The sequence below is a fragment of the Variovorax sp. OV084 genome (assembly GCF_900111625.1).
Lineage (GTDB): Bacteria > Pseudomonadota > Gammaproteobacteria > Burkholderiales > Burkholderiaceae_C > Variovorax.
Map to the genome: position 1 here is coordinate 280814 of NZ_FOII01000001.1, position 15544 is coordinate 296357.

16 protein-coding genes are annotated in these 15544 nt (G+C 66.8%); 5 read left to right on the forward strand and 11 right to left on the reverse strand.

The features are described 5' to 3' along the window. Positions 1-4: 4 nt before the first annotated feature. From BMW87_RS01435 to ribD, 11 genes are all read right to left on the reverse strand, one after another. Positions 5-1735: a peptidoglycan D,D-transpeptidase FtsI family protein gene (locus BMW87_RS01435; RefSeq protein WP_093055926.1), complete on the reverse strand. Its 1731-nt coding sequence runs from the start codon at positions 1733-1735 to the stop codon at positions 5-7. A 118-nt stretch (positions 1736-1853) separates the two neighbouring features. Continuing rightward, entirely contained in the window at positions 1854-2771 is a 918-nt protein-coding gene (gene tolA / locus BMW87_RS01440; protein ID WP_093073645.1) for a cell envelope integrity protein TolA, read from the reverse strand. A 3-nt stretch (positions 2772-2774) separates the two neighbouring features. Further along, the gene (locus tag BMW87_RS01445; RefSeq protein WP_093055930.1) at positions 2775-3212 is read right to left on the reverse strand and encodes an ExbD/TolR family protein; all 438 of its coding nucleotides are present in this window, start codon (positions 3210-3212) and stop codon (positions 2775-2777) included. A 15-nt stretch (positions 3213-3227) separates the two neighbouring features. Next, positions 3228-3950, reverse strand: a complete 723-nt coding sequence (gene tolQ, locus BMW87_RS01450) for a protein TolQ (protein ID WP_093055932.1) — start codon at positions 3948-3950, stop codon at positions 3228-3230. Further along, positions 3947-4405: a tol-pal system-associated acyl-CoA thioesterase gene (ybgC, locus tag BMW87_RS01455; RefSeq protein ID WP_093055934.1), complete on the reverse strand. Its 459-nt coding sequence runs from the start codon at positions 4403-4405 to the stop codon at positions 3947-3949. Before ybgC ends, tolQ begins: the two co-directional genes overlap by 4 nt. Next, complete coding sequence (locus tag BMW87_RS01460) at positions 4402-5598, reverse strand: pyridoxal phosphate-dependent aminotransferase (protein ID WP_093073647.1); 1197 nt, start codon at positions 5596-5598, stop codon at positions 4402-4404. Before BMW87_RS01460 ends, ybgC begins: the two co-directional genes overlap by 4 nt. Further along, the gene (gene nusB / locus BMW87_RS01465; RefSeq protein WP_007837974.1) at positions 5595-6140 is read right to left on the reverse strand and encodes a transcription antitermination factor NusB; all 546 of its coding nucleotides are present in this window, start codon (positions 6138-6140) and stop codon (positions 5595-5597) included. The genes BMW87_RS01460 and nusB overlap by 4 nt, the downstream gene beginning before the upstream one ends. After that, the gene (ribH, locus tag BMW87_RS01470; protein ID WP_093055938.1) at positions 6137-6598 is read right to left on the reverse strand and encodes a 6,7-dimethyl-8-ribityllumazine synthase; all 462 of its coding nucleotides are present in this window, start codon (positions 6596-6598) and stop codon (positions 6137-6139) included. The genes nusB and ribH overlap by 4 nt, the downstream gene beginning before the upstream one ends. Before the next feature lie 6 nt (positions 6599-6604). Next, entirely contained in the window at positions 6605-7759 is a 1155-nt protein-coding gene (gene ribBA / locus BMW87_RS01475; RefSeq protein WP_093073649.1) for a bifunctional 3,4-dihydroxy-2-butanone-4-phosphate synthase/GTP cyclohydrolase II, read from the reverse strand. Next, a complete protein-coding gene (locus BMW87_RS01480; protein WP_093073651.1) occupies positions 7756-8421 on the reverse strand; it encodes a riboflavin synthase in 666 nt (221 codons plus the stop codon). Before BMW87_RS01480 ends, ribBA begins: the two co-directional genes overlap by 4 nt. A 43-nt stretch (positions 8422-8464) precedes the next feature. Next, a complete protein-coding gene (ribD, locus tag BMW87_RS01485) occupies positions 8465-9586 on the reverse strand; it encodes a bifunctional diaminohydroxyphosphoribosylaminopyrimidine deaminase/5-amino-6-(5-phosphoribosylamino)uracil reductase RibD (RefSeq protein WP_093073653.1) in 1122 nt (373 codons plus the stop codon). A gap of 207 nt (positions 9587-9793) precedes the next feature. Between ribD and BMW87_RS01490 the strand changes: the two genes are divergently transcribed. From BMW87_RS01490 to BMW87_RS01510, 5 genes are read left to right on the forward strand one after another with little or no spacing between them, the layout of a single operon-like run. Next, positions 9794-10294, forward strand: coding sequence for a GspH/FimT family pseudopilin (locus BMW87_RS01490; RefSeq protein ID WP_093073655.1), 501 nt, complete (start codon positions 9794-9796; stop codon positions 10292-10294). Beyond that, positions 10294-10836, forward strand: coding sequence for a type IV pilus modification protein PilV (pilV, locus tag BMW87_RS01495; RefSeq protein ID WP_177192732.1), 543 nt, complete (start codon positions 10294-10296; stop codon positions 10834-10836). The genes BMW87_RS01490 and pilV overlap by 1 nt, the downstream gene beginning before the upstream one ends. Beyond that, entirely contained in the window at positions 10833-11642 is an 810-nt protein-coding gene (locus BMW87_RS01500) for a PilW family protein (RefSeq protein WP_093073659.1), read from the forward strand. The genes pilV and BMW87_RS01500 overlap by 4 nt, the downstream gene beginning before the upstream one ends. Further along, on the forward strand, positions 11639-12346 hold the full coding sequence (locus BMW87_RS01505) for a pilus assembly PilX family protein (protein WP_093073661.1): 708 nt from the start codon (positions 11639-11641) through the stop codon (positions 12344-12346). The genes BMW87_RS01500 and BMW87_RS01505 overlap by 4 nt, the downstream gene beginning before the upstream one ends. Positions 12347-12364: 18 nt before the next feature. Then, complete coding sequence (locus BMW87_RS01510; protein ID WP_093073663.1) at positions 12365-15544, forward strand: PilC/PilY family type IV pilus protein; 3180 nt, start codon at positions 12365-12367, stop codon at positions 15542-15544.

Genomic DNA, 15544 nt, shown 5'->3' on the forward strand with positions numbered 1-15544 from the left:
GGGCTCAGTGCGCCATTGGCGCCACGGCGAGGTCGGGCACCACATTCATGATGCGCAGCGTCTGCTGCACAACCTGGCTGAACACAGGTGCCGCCACCAGCCCGCCGAAGTACTTGCCCGCGCTGGGTTCGTCGACCATCACCGCGACGATGATGCGCGGCTTGTCGATGGGCGACATGCCGGTGTACCAGGCGCGGTACTTGTTGCTGGCGTAGCCCTTGCCGACCTGCTTGTGCGCGGTGCCGGTCTTGCCACCCACCGAATAGCCCACGGTCTGTGCCAGCGGCGCGGTGCCGCCGGGCGCGGCAGCCATGTGCATCATCTGGCGCACCTCGCTTGCGACCAGCGGCGAAAACACCTGCACGCCGGCCGGCTCCTCGCCCATGTTCTTCAGCAGGCTCACCGGGATCACCTCGCCGTTGTGCGCGAAGGCGGTGTACGCATGCGCGATCTGGAACAGCGAGGCCGAGAGGCCGTAGCCGTACGACATGGTGGCCTGCTCGATGGGGCGCCACGACTTCCACGGCCGCAGCCGGCCTGTTACCGCGCCGGGGAAGGGCGTCTGCGGCTTCTGCCCGAGGCCCACGGCCGTGAGCGAGTTCCACATCTCCTGCGCCGTCATGCGCTGCGAGATCTTGGTGGCGCCCACGTTGCTCGACTTCTGGATCACGCCCTCGACCGTCAGCACGCCGAAATTCTCGTCGTCGTGGATGGTCGCGCCCGACACGGTGATGCGCCCGGGGTTGGTGTCGATGATGGTCTTGGGGGTGACTCGGCCCAGCTGCAGCGCGGTGGCGATGGTGATCGGCTTCATCGTCGATCCCGGCTCGAACACGTCGGTCATCGCGCGGTTGCGCAGCTGCTCGCCGGTGAGGTTGCGGCGGTCGTTGGGGTCGTAGCTCGGGTAGTTGGCCATGGCCAGCAGCTCGCCCGTCTGCGCATCGACCACCACCACGCTGCCGGCACGCGCCTTGTTGGCGACGACGGCGTCGCGGATCTTCTCGTAGGCCACGAACTGCACGCGATCGTCGATGCTCAGCTGGATATCGTGGCCCTCGGTCGGCGGCACCTGGTCCTCGGTGTCCTCGACGATGTGGCCCAGCCGGTCCTTGAGGACGTGGCGCGAGCCGGACTTGCCAGCCAGCTCCTGGTTGAAGGCCAGCTCCACGCCTTCCTGCCCGATGTCTTCCACGTTGGTGAAGCCGGCCAGGTGCGCCGCCGCCTCGCCCTCGGGATACTGGCGACGGTAGTCGCGGCGCAGGTAGATGCCCTTGATGTTGAGCGCCGCAACCTCCTTGGCAACCGGCTGGTCGACCTGGCGCTTGAGCCATACGAAGGTCTTGTCCTCGTCCTCCAGCTTCTTGTCGAAGTCCTTCTGCGGCATGCCGAGCAGCTTGGCGGCCTGCTTGAGCTTGGCCTGTACCTCGGGGTCGTCGCGCTCGATGTCCTCGGGAATGGCCCAGATGCTGGGCGCCGGAATGTCGGAGGCCAGGATCAGCCCGTTGCGGTCGAGGATGCGGCCCCGGTTGGCCGGCAGCTCCAGTGTGCGCTGGTAGCGCACCTCGCCCTGATGTTGAAAGAAGTCGTTGTTGAAGATCTGGACATAGGCGGCCCGACCTGCCAGCAGCACGAAGCCGAAGGCGATGCTGGCCACGATGAATTTGCTGCGCCACACGGGGGTGGGGCTGGCGAGCAGCGGACTGCTGCCGTAGCGGATGCGGCCGTTGGGATTCATCTTGTGCGGGCGTGGCGCCCGGCTGTTGTTGTCCGCGTGTAGACAGCGCGGCATCGAACGAGTTCCGGGCGGTTGTTCATTGCCGCCCGGAATCGATGCACGAATCGACGTTGTGCCGTCAGCGTTTGGGCCGCAGCGACACGATCAGCGAGGGGAAGATGCGCCCGTCGGTGTCGCGCGGCAGCTTCTCGGTCTTGCGCAGGCCGCGTTCGGCGGCCTCGTCCCAGCCCTGCAGGCCGCTCGACTTGCTGAGCTTGACGCCGACGATGGTGCCGTCGGGCGCCAGGTTGACTTCGAACTCCGCGGCCGGGTTGCCGTTCACCATGTCGGCATCGGGGAAGGTGATGTTCGGGCGCACGGCCGCGGCGATGCGGCCGGCGTAGCCGCTCGAGGGGCCCGACGAACGCTGGGCTGTGCCCTTCGAATCGTCGGCACCGCTGGCGCCCGCAAGACCCTGCATGCGCTTGAGCGCGGCGGCACGATCGGCGGCTGCCTGCTTCGCAGCGGCGTCGGCCTTCTTGGCTTCAGCCTGCTTGGCCTCGGCTTCCTGCTGCTTTTTCTGGTCGGCGAGCTTCTGCTGCTGCTCTTTCTTGCGCTGGGCCTCGTCTTCGGCGCGCTGCTTGGCTTCGAGCTCTTTCTTCTTCTGCTGCTGTTGCTGCTCGAGTTCGCGCTCTTTCTGTTCCTTCTGCTCCTTGAGCTTCTTCTCGCGCTCCAGGGCAATGTCGGGCGCCTTCGGCGCGGGTGCGGGCTCGGGCGCCTTCGCCACCGGTGGGGGCGGCGGTGCGGGTGCGGGCGGCGGCGGCGCGGGGGCAGGTGTGGGGGCTTGCGGTGCTTGAAGACGGGGTGCCGCCTGCTGCACCGTGGACGACCACAGCTCCGCGTCGACCGCGCCTTCGTCGGGGTCGCTGCGCCAGCGCACGCCCCATGTCAGCGCGGCAATCAGCAGCGCATGCGCAATGAGGGCCAGCACGACGGCACGCGGCGTGCCGCGCTGCGGCGGCGGCGCGAACTCGGGGCGATCCAGTGCGAGCGACATGCCTTATTTGCCGCCCGTGGTCGTGACCGACAGGCCCACGCGCTCGATGCCGCTGCGCTTGAGCTGGTTCATCGCCTTCACGACGGTTTCGTACTTCACCGACTTGTCGGCGCTGATGACCACCGGGCGCTGGTCGTCGCCGCCCTGGGCCTGCTTGGCCGCGGAGCCGATCTGGGTCATGGGGATCGAGGTGCCGCCCGAGCCGGTGGACGGGTCTTTCTTGATCTGCACTTCGTCTTCGCTCTTGATGACGATCTCGATGGGCTTGTCGGGCTGCTTGTTGGCGCGGTCGACCGAAGGCAGGTTGATCACGCTCGGCGTGATGAGCGGTGCCGTGACCATGAAGATGATCAGCAGCACCAGCATCACGTCGATGAACGGGACCATGTTGATCTCGTTGATCGTCCGGCGGCCGCGGCCCCGGGATGAAACGGCGGGCATGCGCTGCGCCTCCGTTCAGCGGTTGGCCGGAGCCACCGACGATGCGGCGCCGCCAGCCGTCGGATTGGCCGACAGGTTGCGCTGCAGGATGTTGGAGAACTCCTCGATGTAGGTTTCGAGGGCAATGGCGATCTTGTCGATCTCGCGGGCGAAGCGGTTGTAGCCGACAACGGCAGGAATGGCAGCGAACAGGCCGATGGCCGTGGCCACCAGCGCCTCGGCGATGCCAGGCGCTACAGTGGCCAGCGTCACCTGCGCCAGCGCAGCCAGGCCGGTGAAGGCGTGCATGATGCCCCAGACCGTGCCGAACAGGCCGACGTAAGGCGAGACCGAGCCCACGGTGGCCAGGAACGAGAGGTTCTGCTCGGCCGCGTCCAGCTCGCGCTGGAAGCTGGCGCGCATCGCGCGGCGGGCGCCGTCGAGCAGCGTGGGAGCATCGGTCACGTGGCGTTCGCGCAGCTTTTGATATTCGCGCATGCCCGAAGCGAAGATGCGCTCCATGGGGCCGGCGAACTTGGCGTTCTGCGCGGCCGAGGCGAACAGTTCATTGAGGCTGGTGCCCGACCAGAACTCGCGTTCGAAGTCGTCGTTGAGGGCACGCATGCGCCGCAGCGCGAAGTACTTGCGGATGATCGCGGCCCAGCTGGCGATCGAGACGATCACCAGCAGCAGCACGACCAGTTGAACCACGAAGCTCGCATGGAGCAGGAGATTGATGATGGAGAGGTCTTGGTTCATGGCTTGAAAGGTTGTGTCATGGAGCCGCTGTAGCGCTCGAGGGTTCCCGTCACTTGCTTCGGAATGCGTGCGGGACGCAATGTGGCGGCGTCCACCCAGCCGATGCGGATCGTGCCTTCGCACAGCAAGACGGGTGCCGAGGCTCCCGTTCGCTCTTGCTCTGTTTTTGATAGCACTCGCTGACCGATTATCAACGACGCAGTGCCCAATTGTTGAAGATCGGCTGTAACGAGCAGTTCGTCGTCCAGCCGCGAGGGCCGATGGTATTTGAGCTGCGTTTCGCTCACCACGAACTGGCCGCCCGTTTCCTCGCGCAGCTTGCGCTGTTCGACGCCCAGGGAGCGCAGCCATTCGGTGCGACCGCGCTCCATGAACTTCAGGTAGTTGGCGTAGAACACGATGCCGCCGGCGTCGGTGTCTTCCCAGTAGACGCGGATCGGAAACGCGTAGCTCATTGCGCCTGGTTCTCTGCCATGGCCCGCAGGCGTTCGATGGATTCCTGCAGGTGCGCCATCGAACTGGCAGTGGAGAAGCGCACGAACTTGGCCGTCTCGGCTGTGCCGAAATCGCGACCGGGCGTGACGGCGACGTGGGCGCGCTTCATGGTCTCGAAGGCGAAGTCCCAGCTGCCCGAGATGCCGAGCTTTTCGGCGAAGCTCGTGCAGTCGGCCCAGGCGTAGAAGGCGCCGTCGGGCACCACGGGCACGTTCAGGCCCAACGCGTTGAGCTGCGGAATGAACCAGTCGCGGCGCGCCTTGAATTCGGCGCGGCGGCGTTCGTACTCGGCAATGCTCTCGTCCTCGAAGCAGGCCAGCGCCGCGTACTGCGACACCGTGCTCGCGCAGATGAAGAGGTTTTGCGCGAGGCGCTCGACCACCGGCACCAGCACTTCGGGCACCACCAGCCAGCCAAGGCGCCAGCCGGTCATGTTGAAGTACTTGCTGAAGCTGTTGATGCTGATGACGTTGTCGTCGATGGCCAGCGCCGTCTGTCCGAAGGCATCGTCGTACGAGAGGCCGAGGTAGATCTCGTCGATCAGCGTGATGCCGCCGCGCTGCGACACCACCTCGTGGATGCGGCGCAGCTCGTCGGGCGCGATCGAAGTGCCGGTCGGATTCGACGGCGAGGCGAGCAGCACGCCGCGCGTCTTGTCGGTCCAGGCGGCCTCGACCTTGGCGGCCGTGAGCTGGAAGCGCTCTTCGGCGGTGGTCGGCACCAGCACGGCCTTGCCGTCCGCCGCGCTCACGAAGTGGCGGTTGCACGGGTAGCTCGGGTCGGGCATCAGGATCTCGTCGCCGGATTCGATCAGCGCGAGGCAGGCAAGCTGCAGGGCGGCCGAGGCTCCGGCAGTGACGACGATGCGGCGGGCCGGCACGTCGACGTTGAAGCGCTGGCGGTACCAGGCACTGATGCGTTCGCGCAGGTGGTCGAGGCCGGTGGCCTGCGTGTACTGCGTGGCGCCGGCGCGCACGGCGCGGGCTGCGGCTTCCTGCACCAGAGGCGGAGCGGTGAAGTCGGGCTCGCCGATGTTCAGGAAGATCATCGGCCGGTCGGTGTGGGCCACCTGGCGCGCCAATGCACTGGCGGCCTTCGCCACTTCCATCACATAGAAGGGCTCGATGCGCTGCGCGCGCGTCGAAATCCTCATGCCTTTGCTTTCCCCGAAGCGCGGTCTGCTTCCACTTCAAGTGGACGCAACTGCGGCGCCAGGCCGTTGAGCACGGCGTTCACGTACTTGTGTCCGTCGGTGCCGCCGAACTCCTTGGCGAGTTCGATGCACTCGTTGAGCACCACGCGCCACGGCACGTCGGGGCAGTTCTGGAACTCGTACACGCCGATCCACATCACGGCGTGCTCGATGGGCGAGATCTCTTCGAACTTGCGATCGAGCAGGGGGCGGATCAGTGCGTCGAGCTGCTCGGCGCCTTCGATCGAACCGTGCAGCAGCGCGTCGTAGTGCAGCGCATCGGCCTTGTGGAAGCCTGCGAGGTCGCGCGTGAAATGGTCGATGTCGGTCGGGTCGTTGCGGCCCACCAGGTGCTGGTAGAGCGCCTGCAGCGCGAACTCGCGCGCGCGGCTGCGGTTCGACTTGGCCGAAGCCTTGCGCGCGCCCGTGCTGGTGAGGCCGACGCGCGACTGGCGCGGCTTGGCGCCAGCGGGCTTGAGGGGCTTGGAGGTGTCTTCGGTCATGAAAGGGTGGCCAGCAGTTGCGCCATCTCGACCGCCACGCGGGCCGCGTCGCGGCCCTTGTCGGTCTGGCGGGCGATGGCCTGCTCGAGGTTTTCGGTGGTGAGGATCGCGTTGGCGATGGGCAGGCGGTAGTCGAGCGCAATGCGGCTCACGCTCGCGCCCGATTCGTTGGCCACGAGTTCGAAGTGATAGGTTTCGCCGCGGATGATGCAGCCCAGCGCCACCAGCGCGTGGTAGCCGCCGCGTTCGGCGAGCGCCTGCAGCGCCACGGGCACTTCGAGCGCACCGGGAACCTGCAGGTGATGGATGTCGCTGGCAGCCACGCCCAGCGCCTCGAGCTCCGAGAGGCAGGCCGAAGCCAGCGCATCGGTGATGTCGGCGTTGAAGCGCGCCTGCACGATGCCGATGCGCAGGCCTTTGCCGTTGAGCGTTGTCTCGCCCTTGTTTGAACCTTGCATGGTCGTTCAGTCTTTCGTGAGGTAGCCGGCGATTTCGAGCCCGTAGCCCGCCGCCATGCTTGGCATGCGACGCGGCGTGCCCAGCAGATTCATCTTGTGCACGCCGCATTCGCGCAGGATCTGCGCGCCGATGCCGTAGCTGCGCAGGTCCATGCGGCCGCGCTCGGGCGCTTGCGCGGGTCGCGCGGTGCCGTCGAACTGCGCGAGCAGCTCACCGGCGGTTTCGCCGCAGTTCAGCAGCACGGCCACGCCCTTGCCCTCGTTCGCGATGTGCGAAAGGCTGGCGTCGAGGCTCCACGAGTGCAAGGAGCGGTTGATTTCGAGCGCGTCGAGCACCGACAGCGGCTCGTGCACGCGCACCGACACCGTGTCTTCGGGGGCCCACTTGCCGCGTACCAGCGCAAGGTGCACGCCGTGGCTGGGCTTGTCGCGGAAAGCGTGGGCGGTGAAGGCGCCCCAGTTGGTCTGGATCTCGCGGCAGCCGACTTTTTCGACCAGCGACTCGACGCGGCTGCGGTGCTCGATGAGCGCGGCGATGGTGCCGATCTTGAGGCCGTGCTCGGCCGCGAAGATCTGCAGGTCGGGCAAGCGGGCCATGGTGCCGTCTTCGTTCATCACCTCGCAGATCACCGAGGCGGGCGAGCAGCCGGCCATAGCGGCGAGGTCGCAGCCGGCTTCGGTATGGCCGGCGCGCATCAGCACGCCGCCGTCCACTGCCTGCAGCGGGAAGATGTGGCCGGGCTGCACCAGGTCGGCAGCTACGGCGTTGGGTGCCACGGCGGCCTGCACGGTGCGGGCGCGGTCAGCGGCGGAGATGCCGGTGGTCACGCCTTCGGCCGCTTCGATGGAAACGGTGAACGCGGTCGAATGCTTGGCGCCGTTGCGCTGCACCATCGGCGGCAGCTGCAGCCGCTCGCACATCTCGCGCGACAGCGTCAGGCAGATCAGGCCGCGGGCATGGCGCGCCATGAAGTTGATGGCCTCGGGCGTGATGTGGTCGGCCGCGACGACGATGTCGCCTTCGTTCTCTCGGTCTTCCTCGTCGACCAGGATCACCATGCGGCCGGCGGCAAGCTCGGCCACGATTTCCTCGACCGACGAGATCGGGGCTGGGGCGCGCGCGGCGCGGGGAGCGCCGATCGGCGTGACGGAGGCGTTCATTCGGCTGTGTCCTTGGAATACGTGGAAGAGGGGGGCACCAGCACGCCCGCCTGAAGCATGCGCTCCACGTAGCGCGCCACGGTATCGATTTCGAGGTTGACCTTCGAGCCGGCCTTCAGGCCGCCGAGGGAAGTGTTTTCGACGGTGTGCGGGATCAGGTTGATGCTGATCTCGGCGCCGCCTTCGATGTCGTTCACCTTGTTGACGGTGAGGCTCACGCCGTTGACGGTGATCGAGCCCTTGTAGGCGAGGAAGCGGGCCAGCGCGGGCGGTGCCACCACCCGCAGTTCCCAGCTTTCGCCGATGGGCTCGAAGAAGCTCACGGTGCCGATGCCGTCCACATGGCCCGACACGATGTGGCCGCCGAGACGGTCGCTGGCGCGCAGGGCCTTTTCGAGGTTGATGCGGCTGCCCTCGTCGGTCAGGCCCGCGGTCTTGTCGAGGGACTCGGCGGAAATGTCGATGGTGAACTGCTGTCGCTCGGGAGCGAGCGTGGTGACGGTCATGCAGGCGCCGTTGAGCGCGATGCTGTCGCCAAGGCCCACGTCATCGAGATACCCGTCGGGCACCGCAATGCTGAGTCTTTTGCCAAAGGAGGAGGAGGTGCCGAGGTCGTGGATGGCGGCGATGCGCCCCACGCCGGTGATGATTCCGGTGAACATCTCGGCATTTTCGCAGAGAACGAGAGGGGCTTCGGGCTAAACGTCAGAAGGTGTCCCTTCCGGCGACTCGGGCCACGATGCGCAGGTCGGGCCCGATCTGCTCGAAGCCGCGGAATTCGAGGGGAAGAGCGCCCGTCAATTCGGTCAATGCGCCGCCGACGTGGATGCCCGAGGCGATATCCAGCCCGTCGCCGATCAGCTTGGGCGCCAGGTAAATCAACAGCTCGTCGACCAGCCCTTCGCGCAGCAGCGAGCCATTGAGCTTGTGCCCGGCCTCGACATGCAATTCGTTGACTTCGCGGCGGGCGAGATCCTTCAGCATCGCAGCGAGGTCGACCTTGCCCTGCGCATTCGGCAAGTAGGTGACGGTTGCACCGCGCGCCTCCAGCGCGGCGGCCTTCTGTTCGTCCTGCCTGGCGGCGTAGATCCAGACCGCGCGGCCGGGCATGAAGAGCGTCGCAGCCGGGGGCGTCTGCAGCTGGCTGTCGATCACCACGACGCGCGGCTGGCGCGTGGTCTGCACCAGCCGCACGTCGAGGCGCGGGTCGTCTTCCAGCACCGTGCCCACGCCGGTCAGCACTGCGCTGGCGCGAGCCCGCCAGGCATGGCCATCGGCGCGTGCCGGCTCGGAGGTGATCCACTGGCTCACGCCGTTGCGCAGGCCGGTCTTGCCGTCGAGCGAGGCCGCCGCCTTGAGCCGCACCCACGGCGTCTTGCGGACCATCCGGCTGAAGAAGCCGAGGTTGAGCTCCCGAGCCTCATCGGCTCCAGGCCCGACCTCGACCGCCACGCCCGCGGCACGCAGCCGCTCGAAGCCCTGGCCCGAAACCAGCGGGTTGGGATCGGCCATCGCCGCCACGACCCGGCCGATGCCGGCCGCGACCAGGGCATCGCAGCACGGGCCTGTACGGCCGTGATGCGAACAGGGCTCCAGCGTGACCCAGGCCGTCGCGCCGGCGACCGAATTGCCGCGCGCCGCCGCATCGCGCAGCGCCATCACCTCCGCATGCGGACCGCCGACCTGCTGGGTGTGGCCCCTCCCGATCACCGTGCCGTCGGGCGCCACCAGCACGCAGCCGACGCGGGGGTTCGGATCGGTCTCCGGGCCGGCCTGGCGCGCGAGATCCAGGGCCTGAATCATGAAATTCGGATTTTCTTTTATCATTCTTTTGTTAAATCAATTGCCTTGCAAATGTCAATTTTGAAATCCATTGAAAACAATTCGCCGCCAATCCATTTGTTTTGACCGTCTGTCGCGCAATTGGCGTTATTGGCCGGCCAACGGGAAATCGGAAAAATAGAATTCGCACCCATCGAAATCAGGGAGGAGCGCCCGTCCGGCACACAGGTGCAAGGCGGCGGGCGGCACGACATGGACAACAACGGATTCTGCGCGTCCGAACGAGGCTTCACGCTCATCGAGATGATGGTCGTGATCGTACTGATGGCCGTGATGCTGGGAATGGCGCTGCCGAGTTTCAACGGCCTCGTCGAACGGTATCGGGTCGAAGCCATGGCCAAGGCGCTGATGGCGAGCATCGCCGATGCCCGCGCCGAGGCGGCTCGCCGAGGGGTGAAGGTGACCATGCAGCAGCGCACGGGGTGCCAGGGCCGGGACTGGAGCTGCGGCTGGGAGACGCTGGTCGGAAGCGGCGACGCCGCCGAAATCCTCAAGCGCCAGGACCCCGACGGCCGTGTCTCCATCGAGAAGGGCGCGGCTGGCGCCATGTCGTTCGACCCCATGGGCTACTCGACCGGCGCGGGCCGTTTTCGCCTTCGTCCGGCCGACAGCGCCGATTCATCCAACATCGTTGCGGTATGCCTCGCGCTCGGCGGGCGCGTACGGCTGGGGAAGGGAGACGGCTCGTGCTGATGCAGCGTCTTTGCGTTCGCCGGCGGCATCGGGTGCAGTCGGGCTTCTCGATGATCGAAGCGCTGGTCGCGCTGCTCGTGCTCTCGCTGGGCCTGCTGGCGCTGGCCGGTTTCCAGGTTCGCGTGCTGGTCGACAGCGTCGGCGCAAGCAACCAGAACTTCGCAATGCAGCTGGCCGGCGACATGGCCGATCGCATCCGTGCCAATCCCGCAGCAGCGGCGGCGAAGCCCAGCCGGTACGTGTCAGACTGGTCGGCTGCAGCAGCCGACCGGCCCAGCCCTTCTTGCGAGGGGGGCAGGGCGGCCTGCAACGCCGCCGAACTCGCGGCGCACGATCTGTGGAGCTGGAAGCGCGCGATAGCTGCCGCCTTGCCCGGCGGGGTGGCCGACGTGAGGGCCAGCGCGACGGCGGGCGGCATGCTGTTCATGCACGTTGCCTGGGACGAGCCGGCGGTGCTCAACCCCATCGCACCCGACCCGAACTGGCAGTGCCCCACGGGAAAGGCCTGCCTCGAAGTCGCCGTCGCGGTGCCGCAGCCATGAAGCGCCGAACGCCATCCGGCTTCACGCTGGTCGAGTTCCTCGTCGCGCTGGTCGTCGGCATGCTGATCGTGCTGGCCGCGATCGCGGCCATGCTCGGCACGCGCAGCGCCGCCATGACCGGCGACGACGTCAACACGCTCAACCAGTCCTCGGCGCTGGCCTTCAGGATGCTGGGCCAGCAGATACGGCAGGCCGGCTACATCCCCATCGATCCCACTGAGCCGCTCTACTACTTCAACGTCAGTGCCGACCGGGGCACCAACCTGAACGACGAGCGGGCTTTCTTCGCGATCAAGGGCGTGGAGTCTGCGGGAGGCTCCGCCAATGACAAGCTGAAGCTGGGCTATGCACCGAACCCCGACTATTTCAAGGACTGCCTGGGTCAGGAGCCAGGGCGGTCTTCGGGCGGCGAATACGACAGGGCCGCCCCCGAAGCGCAGGGCAACGCGCGGCTCATCACCAGCGAGTTCTCCGTGTCGGACGGCGTGCTCAGGTGCCGGGGCAGCGGCAATACGACCCCGCAGCCGGTCATCGACGGTGTGGAGCGTTTCGACGTCATGTATGGGGTCAGCGCCACATCCGGAAGCCGGCAGGTGGTGCGCTACGTGACGGCCGACGACGTCGATGAGGGCTTCCGCGACGTCCGCACGGTTCGCATCTGCATGCAACTCGCAGGCACCTCCAGGAGCAACCCTGCAGGCAGCCATGTCGACTGCGACGGGGTCTCGAAGACGAGCGGCGACGGCAGGCTGCGGCGCGTCTACACGGCAGTGTTCTCGCTGCGAAACGACCTGGGGGCGTTGTGAGCACGGCGAAGGCGACAGGTCCCGCCCGCAGGCTGGCCGGCGAACTGCCGGCGCAGCATGGCTTCACGCTGTTCATCGTGATGATCATGCTGCTGCTTTCGGCCCTGCTGCTGATCGGTGGCGCGCGCACCGCGGTGCTTCTCGAGTCGATGGCGGGCAACCAGCGCGAATACCAGCGCGCCTTCGAGGCTGCCGAGGCAGCGCTGCTGGATGCGGAGCGCGACATCCGGCAACTGGTCTTCGATTCCGCGAGCAAGACCTACGTGGCGTGTTCGGCACTTGCCGCGGCGCGCTGCCGCAAGGCAGAAGACGGCCGCGTCTTTCCCGACCGGGATACGGGCTGGGTCACCGCCTACATGAACGACGGCCCCAACAGCTGCGAGCGGGGCATCTGCTATTTCTCCGAACCCGATTCGGTCGCCGCCGCCGCCGGCAGCGAGGCCTACCGCTTCTGGCGCGGCGATGCCTACAAGGCCGAGTACGCCAGGTACGGCGAGTTCACCGGAGCGCCCAGTGCCGGCAGTCCGGCGCTGCGCGGCGCCAGGTACTGGATCGAGGTGATCGATCGAAGGAACAGCAAATACCCGCTGTATCGCATCACGGCGACTGCCACGGGAGCGCGCAGCGGCACCGGCAAAGGGGATGCGACGAAGGTCGAGCTGCAGGTGTCCTTCGATCCGGACCCGGTCTCCGGGGTGAACTGAATATAGGGAGAGAAAGAGATGAGGATCAGGAAGCTGCCGGGACGCGCCGTCGTGTCCGGCCTGGTGCTGGCACAGACCGTCGTGCACGCCGCGCAGTATCCGCTGGCGCAGGTGCCGCGAAATGCCGCGGTCGCGGAGCCGGCGCCGAACGTGATCGTTTCCGTCGACAACTCCGGAAGCATGTACGGCAGCGGTATGGCTGCCCTGCAGGCTGCTCTCAGGGAGAACTTCTCCGAGGCTAACATTCCCGATCACCGCATCCGCCTCGCTTGGCAGGCGCTGAACGACGATCGCAGTGATCGCAACTGCGCTGCATTCAGAAGCGCCGCGCTTCCTTGCAGGATCGGCGGACGTGTCAACGCGAACCTGATGCGTTCGCTGGACCGGACTCACCGCGCCAATTTCATGGCCTGGGTCAATGCCGTTCAGGCGACGGGGGGCACGCCTCTTCACGAAATGATGACCCGTGCCGGCGAGTACATGCAGATCACCGGCCAGCACAGCCCCTTCTCGGATGATCCGGGTGTGGCCGGAGCCCCGCAGTCGGGTTGCCGCAGGTCGTTCCACATCTTCATGACAGATGGCGACTACTGGCCTCCCTCGGGGTTGGAGAGCTTCATGCCCATCGTCGCCAACGAAGACGGCACGCACCGGCGGCTCCCGGACGGCACCCTCTACGCGCCGCACGCACCCTATGCCGACAACTTCGGGAGGATGAAGCGCCCGACGCTCGCTGACTTGACCTTCGAGTACTGGGCCCGCGATCTGCAACCAGGCGTGCCGAACAACCTGAAGAAGATCATTGCCGAACCGGGCGATGTGACAGTGGGGCGTGCCAAGGTTCCCGAGTACTGGAATCCCAAGAATGATCCGGCCACCTGGCAGCACCTGACGACCCACTTCATCGGGTTCGGTGCTGCGGGTGACTGGTGGTCGCGACCGAAAATCTCGACGACTGCATTGCACCCCACCTACAGCGGAGACTATGCCGGCGTGGTCGACGGCTCGATCCAATGGCTGGATCCGTTCAGTGGCAATGCACGCATGGACCTCTGGCATGCCGCCCTGAACAGCCGTGGCACGTTCACGCCGGCTTCCAATGCCAAAGCCCTGAGCAGCGCCTTCAAATCCATCCTTGGACAGGTCCTGGTCAACACCGGCACCCCGCTGACCTCCATTTCCGCCAGCGCTTCCCGAGTCTCGACAGGCACCTCCGTCTATCAGGCCGGCTACGACACGGCCGACTGGTCCGGCAGACTCAGCGCCACGAAGTTCGGCACCGACGGCAGGCTTGCTGCCAAAGCCGACTGGTCGGCGCGCGACCTGCTCGATACCCGCATGGCAAGCACTGGCGCACACGACCGGGACCGCGTTGTACTCAGCTTCTCCGGCACCACGGCTGCGTCGGCGGGCCGCGCAGCGACCACCGGCGCGGGCGTGCCGTTCAGGTGGGCCCACTTGGGCGACGCGCAGAGGGCCGCGCTCAAGGCCAGCACCGACACCGACGCCGAGAGCACCGCCCTCGGCCGGGCCGTGCTCGACTTCCTGCGCGGCGACCGCAGCAACGAGGGCGCCGGCCGCCAGTTCCGCAAGCGCGGCCATGTGCTCGGCGACATCGTGGGCTCCAGCGTCTGGTACGCGGGACAGCCGAAGAGTGGCTTCACTGGCAACGCCTATGCGGCGTTCGCGGCCATCCCCCGCGCGCCGATGGTCTATGTCGGCGCCAACGACGGCATGTTGCATGCTTTCAACGCGAGCACCGGCAAGGAGGCGTTCGCCTACGTGCCCGAAGGCCTCTACGGCACGGCGGCGGCGCCGAATCTCAAGCGGCTCAGCGAAGGCGGCTACACCCACCGGTACTACGTCGACGGCAGTGCCTTCGTCGCCGACATCTACATGGGGCCGACATCCTCGGCCAAGACGACCGACGAGCAGAAGGCGGCGAACTGGAAGTCTTTGCTCGTGGGCACGCTGGGCGCGGGTGGCAAAGGCTACTTCGTGCTCGACGCCACCAGGCCCGAGAGCGTCGACGAGGGCAAGGCCGCCAGCGTCGCGCTGATCGACACGACCGCGCTTGCGGACGACGACCTGGGCCATCAGTTCCAGCAGCCTGCGCTCGATTCCTTCTCGGGGCGGGCGCTGCAGGTCGCCCAGTTGAGCAACGACCGAAAGGCCCTGATCCTGGGCAACGGCTACAACAGCAAGAGCGAGAAGGCGGTGCTGTGGATCCAGTATCTCGATGGCGACAAGGCGGTGCTCAAGATTCCGGCGCCGGTCACGCAGGAGAAGGACACGGGCAACGGCCTGTCCGCGCCACGTCCGGTGGACCTCAATGGCGATGGCAAGGTCGACCTTGTCTACGCCGGAGACCTGCTCGGCAATCTCTGGAAGTTCGACCTCGGCGGCACCGACAGCCGTCAGTGGAAAGCCACGATGGGGCCTCTCAGCTCGAATCGTCCGGCCGCAACCGGGGCCGCGACCCCGTCCGGCCTCGACAACAAGCCGCTGTTCGCGGCCGGCGCCAGCCAGCCGATCACGACGGCGCCGGTGGTTGTGGGGCATCCGCGCGGTGGCTACATGGTGGTGTTCGGCACCGGTCGGCTGTTCGCCTCCGGCGACGAGCGCTCGACCGCCGACCAGTACCTGTACGGCATCTGGGACCCGGTCAACGGAAGCTCGAGCACCGCGACGAGGAACGACCTCGTGGTGCAGACCATCGGCGCCACACCGGTCGAGGAGGGCGATGCCGAGTTGCGCACCGTCTCCCACAACGCCGTGAGCTACACCGGCTCGGAGGCCAAGCGCGGCTGGCACCTGAAGCTGCCTGCGTCGGGAGAGCGTGTCGTCTATCCGGGTGATGTGCTGACCAGCGGCATCGGGCTGTTCTCGAGCACCATTCCCGGCTCAGTCAGCAATTCGGTCACCTGCACCGCCGGAACGGGCGACGACGGCTGGTCGCTGGTAATCGACTTCTTCAGCGGCTCGGCGCCCGAGGGCATTGCGTATTCCACTTCCGGCGCGGTGGGGGCCTATGCCGGCTTCCGGAATCGCTCCGGCAAGGACGACATGGTTCTTCAGCCGAAGAACAAGGAAAAGGGCAAAGACGTGATCTGCAATGCCGCCGGAGAGTGCAAGACGTTGACACGGCCCGACGTCGTGCGCCGCTTCGGCTGGCGCAGCCTGATGTCGACCGACTGA

Coding starts and splice junctions, on each gene's coding strand:
- BMW87_RS01435 (WP_093055926.1), bottom strand. CDS start 1,735: ATGAATCCCAACGGCCGCATCCGCTACGGCAGCAGTCCGCTGCTCGCC.
- tolA (WP_093073645.1), bottom strand. CDS start 2,771: ATGTCGCTCGCACTGGATCGCCCCGAGTTCGCGCCGCCGCCGCAGCGC.
- BMW87_RS01445 (WP_093055930.1), bottom strand. CDS start 3,212: ATGCCCGCCGTTTCATCCCGGGGCCGCGGCCGCCGGACGATCAACGAG.
- tolQ (WP_093055932.1), bottom strand. CDS start 3,950: ATGAACCAAGACCTCTCCATCATCAATCTCCTGCTCCATGCGAGCTTC.
- ybgC (WP_093055934.1), bottom strand. CDS start 4,405: ATGAGCTACGCGTTTCCGATCCGCGTCTACTGGGAAGACACCGACGCC.
- BMW87_RS01460 (WP_093073647.1), bottom strand. CDS start 5,598: ATGAGGATTTCGACGCGCGCGCAGCGCATCGAGCCCTTCTATGTGATG.
- nusB (WP_007837974.1), bottom strand. CDS start 6,140: ATGACCGAAGACACCTCCAAGCCCCTCAAGCCCGCTGGCGCCAAGCCG.
- ribH (WP_093055938.1), bottom strand. CDS start 6,598: ATGCAAGGTTCAAACAAGGGCGAGACAACGCTCAACGGCAAAGGCCTG.
- ribBA (WP_093073649.1), bottom strand. CDS start 7,759: ATGAACGCCTCCGTCACGCCGATCGGCGCTCCCCGCGCCGCGCGCGCC.
- BMW87_RS01480 (WP_093073651.1), bottom strand. CDS start 8,421: ATGTTCACCGGAATCATCACCGGCGTGGGGCGCATCGCCGCCATCCAC.
- ribD (WP_093073653.1), bottom strand. CDS start 9,586: ATGATAAAAGAAAATCCGAATTTCATGATTCAGGCCCTGGATCTCGCG.
- BMW87_RS01490 (WP_093073655.1), top strand. CDS start 9,794: ATGGACAACAACGGATTCTGCGCGTCCGAACGAGGCTTCACGCTCATC.
- pilV (WP_177192732.1), top strand. CDS start 10,294: ATGCAGCGTCTTTGCGTTCGCCGGCGGCATCGGGTGCAGTCGGGCTTC.
- BMW87_RS01500 (WP_093073659.1), top strand. CDS start 10,833: ATGAAGCGCCGAACGCCATCCGGCTTCACGCTGGTCGAGTTCCTCGTC.
- BMW87_RS01510 (WP_093073663.1), top strand. CDS start 12,365: ATGAGGATCAGGAAGCTGCCGGGACGCGCCGTCGTGTCCGGCCTGGTG.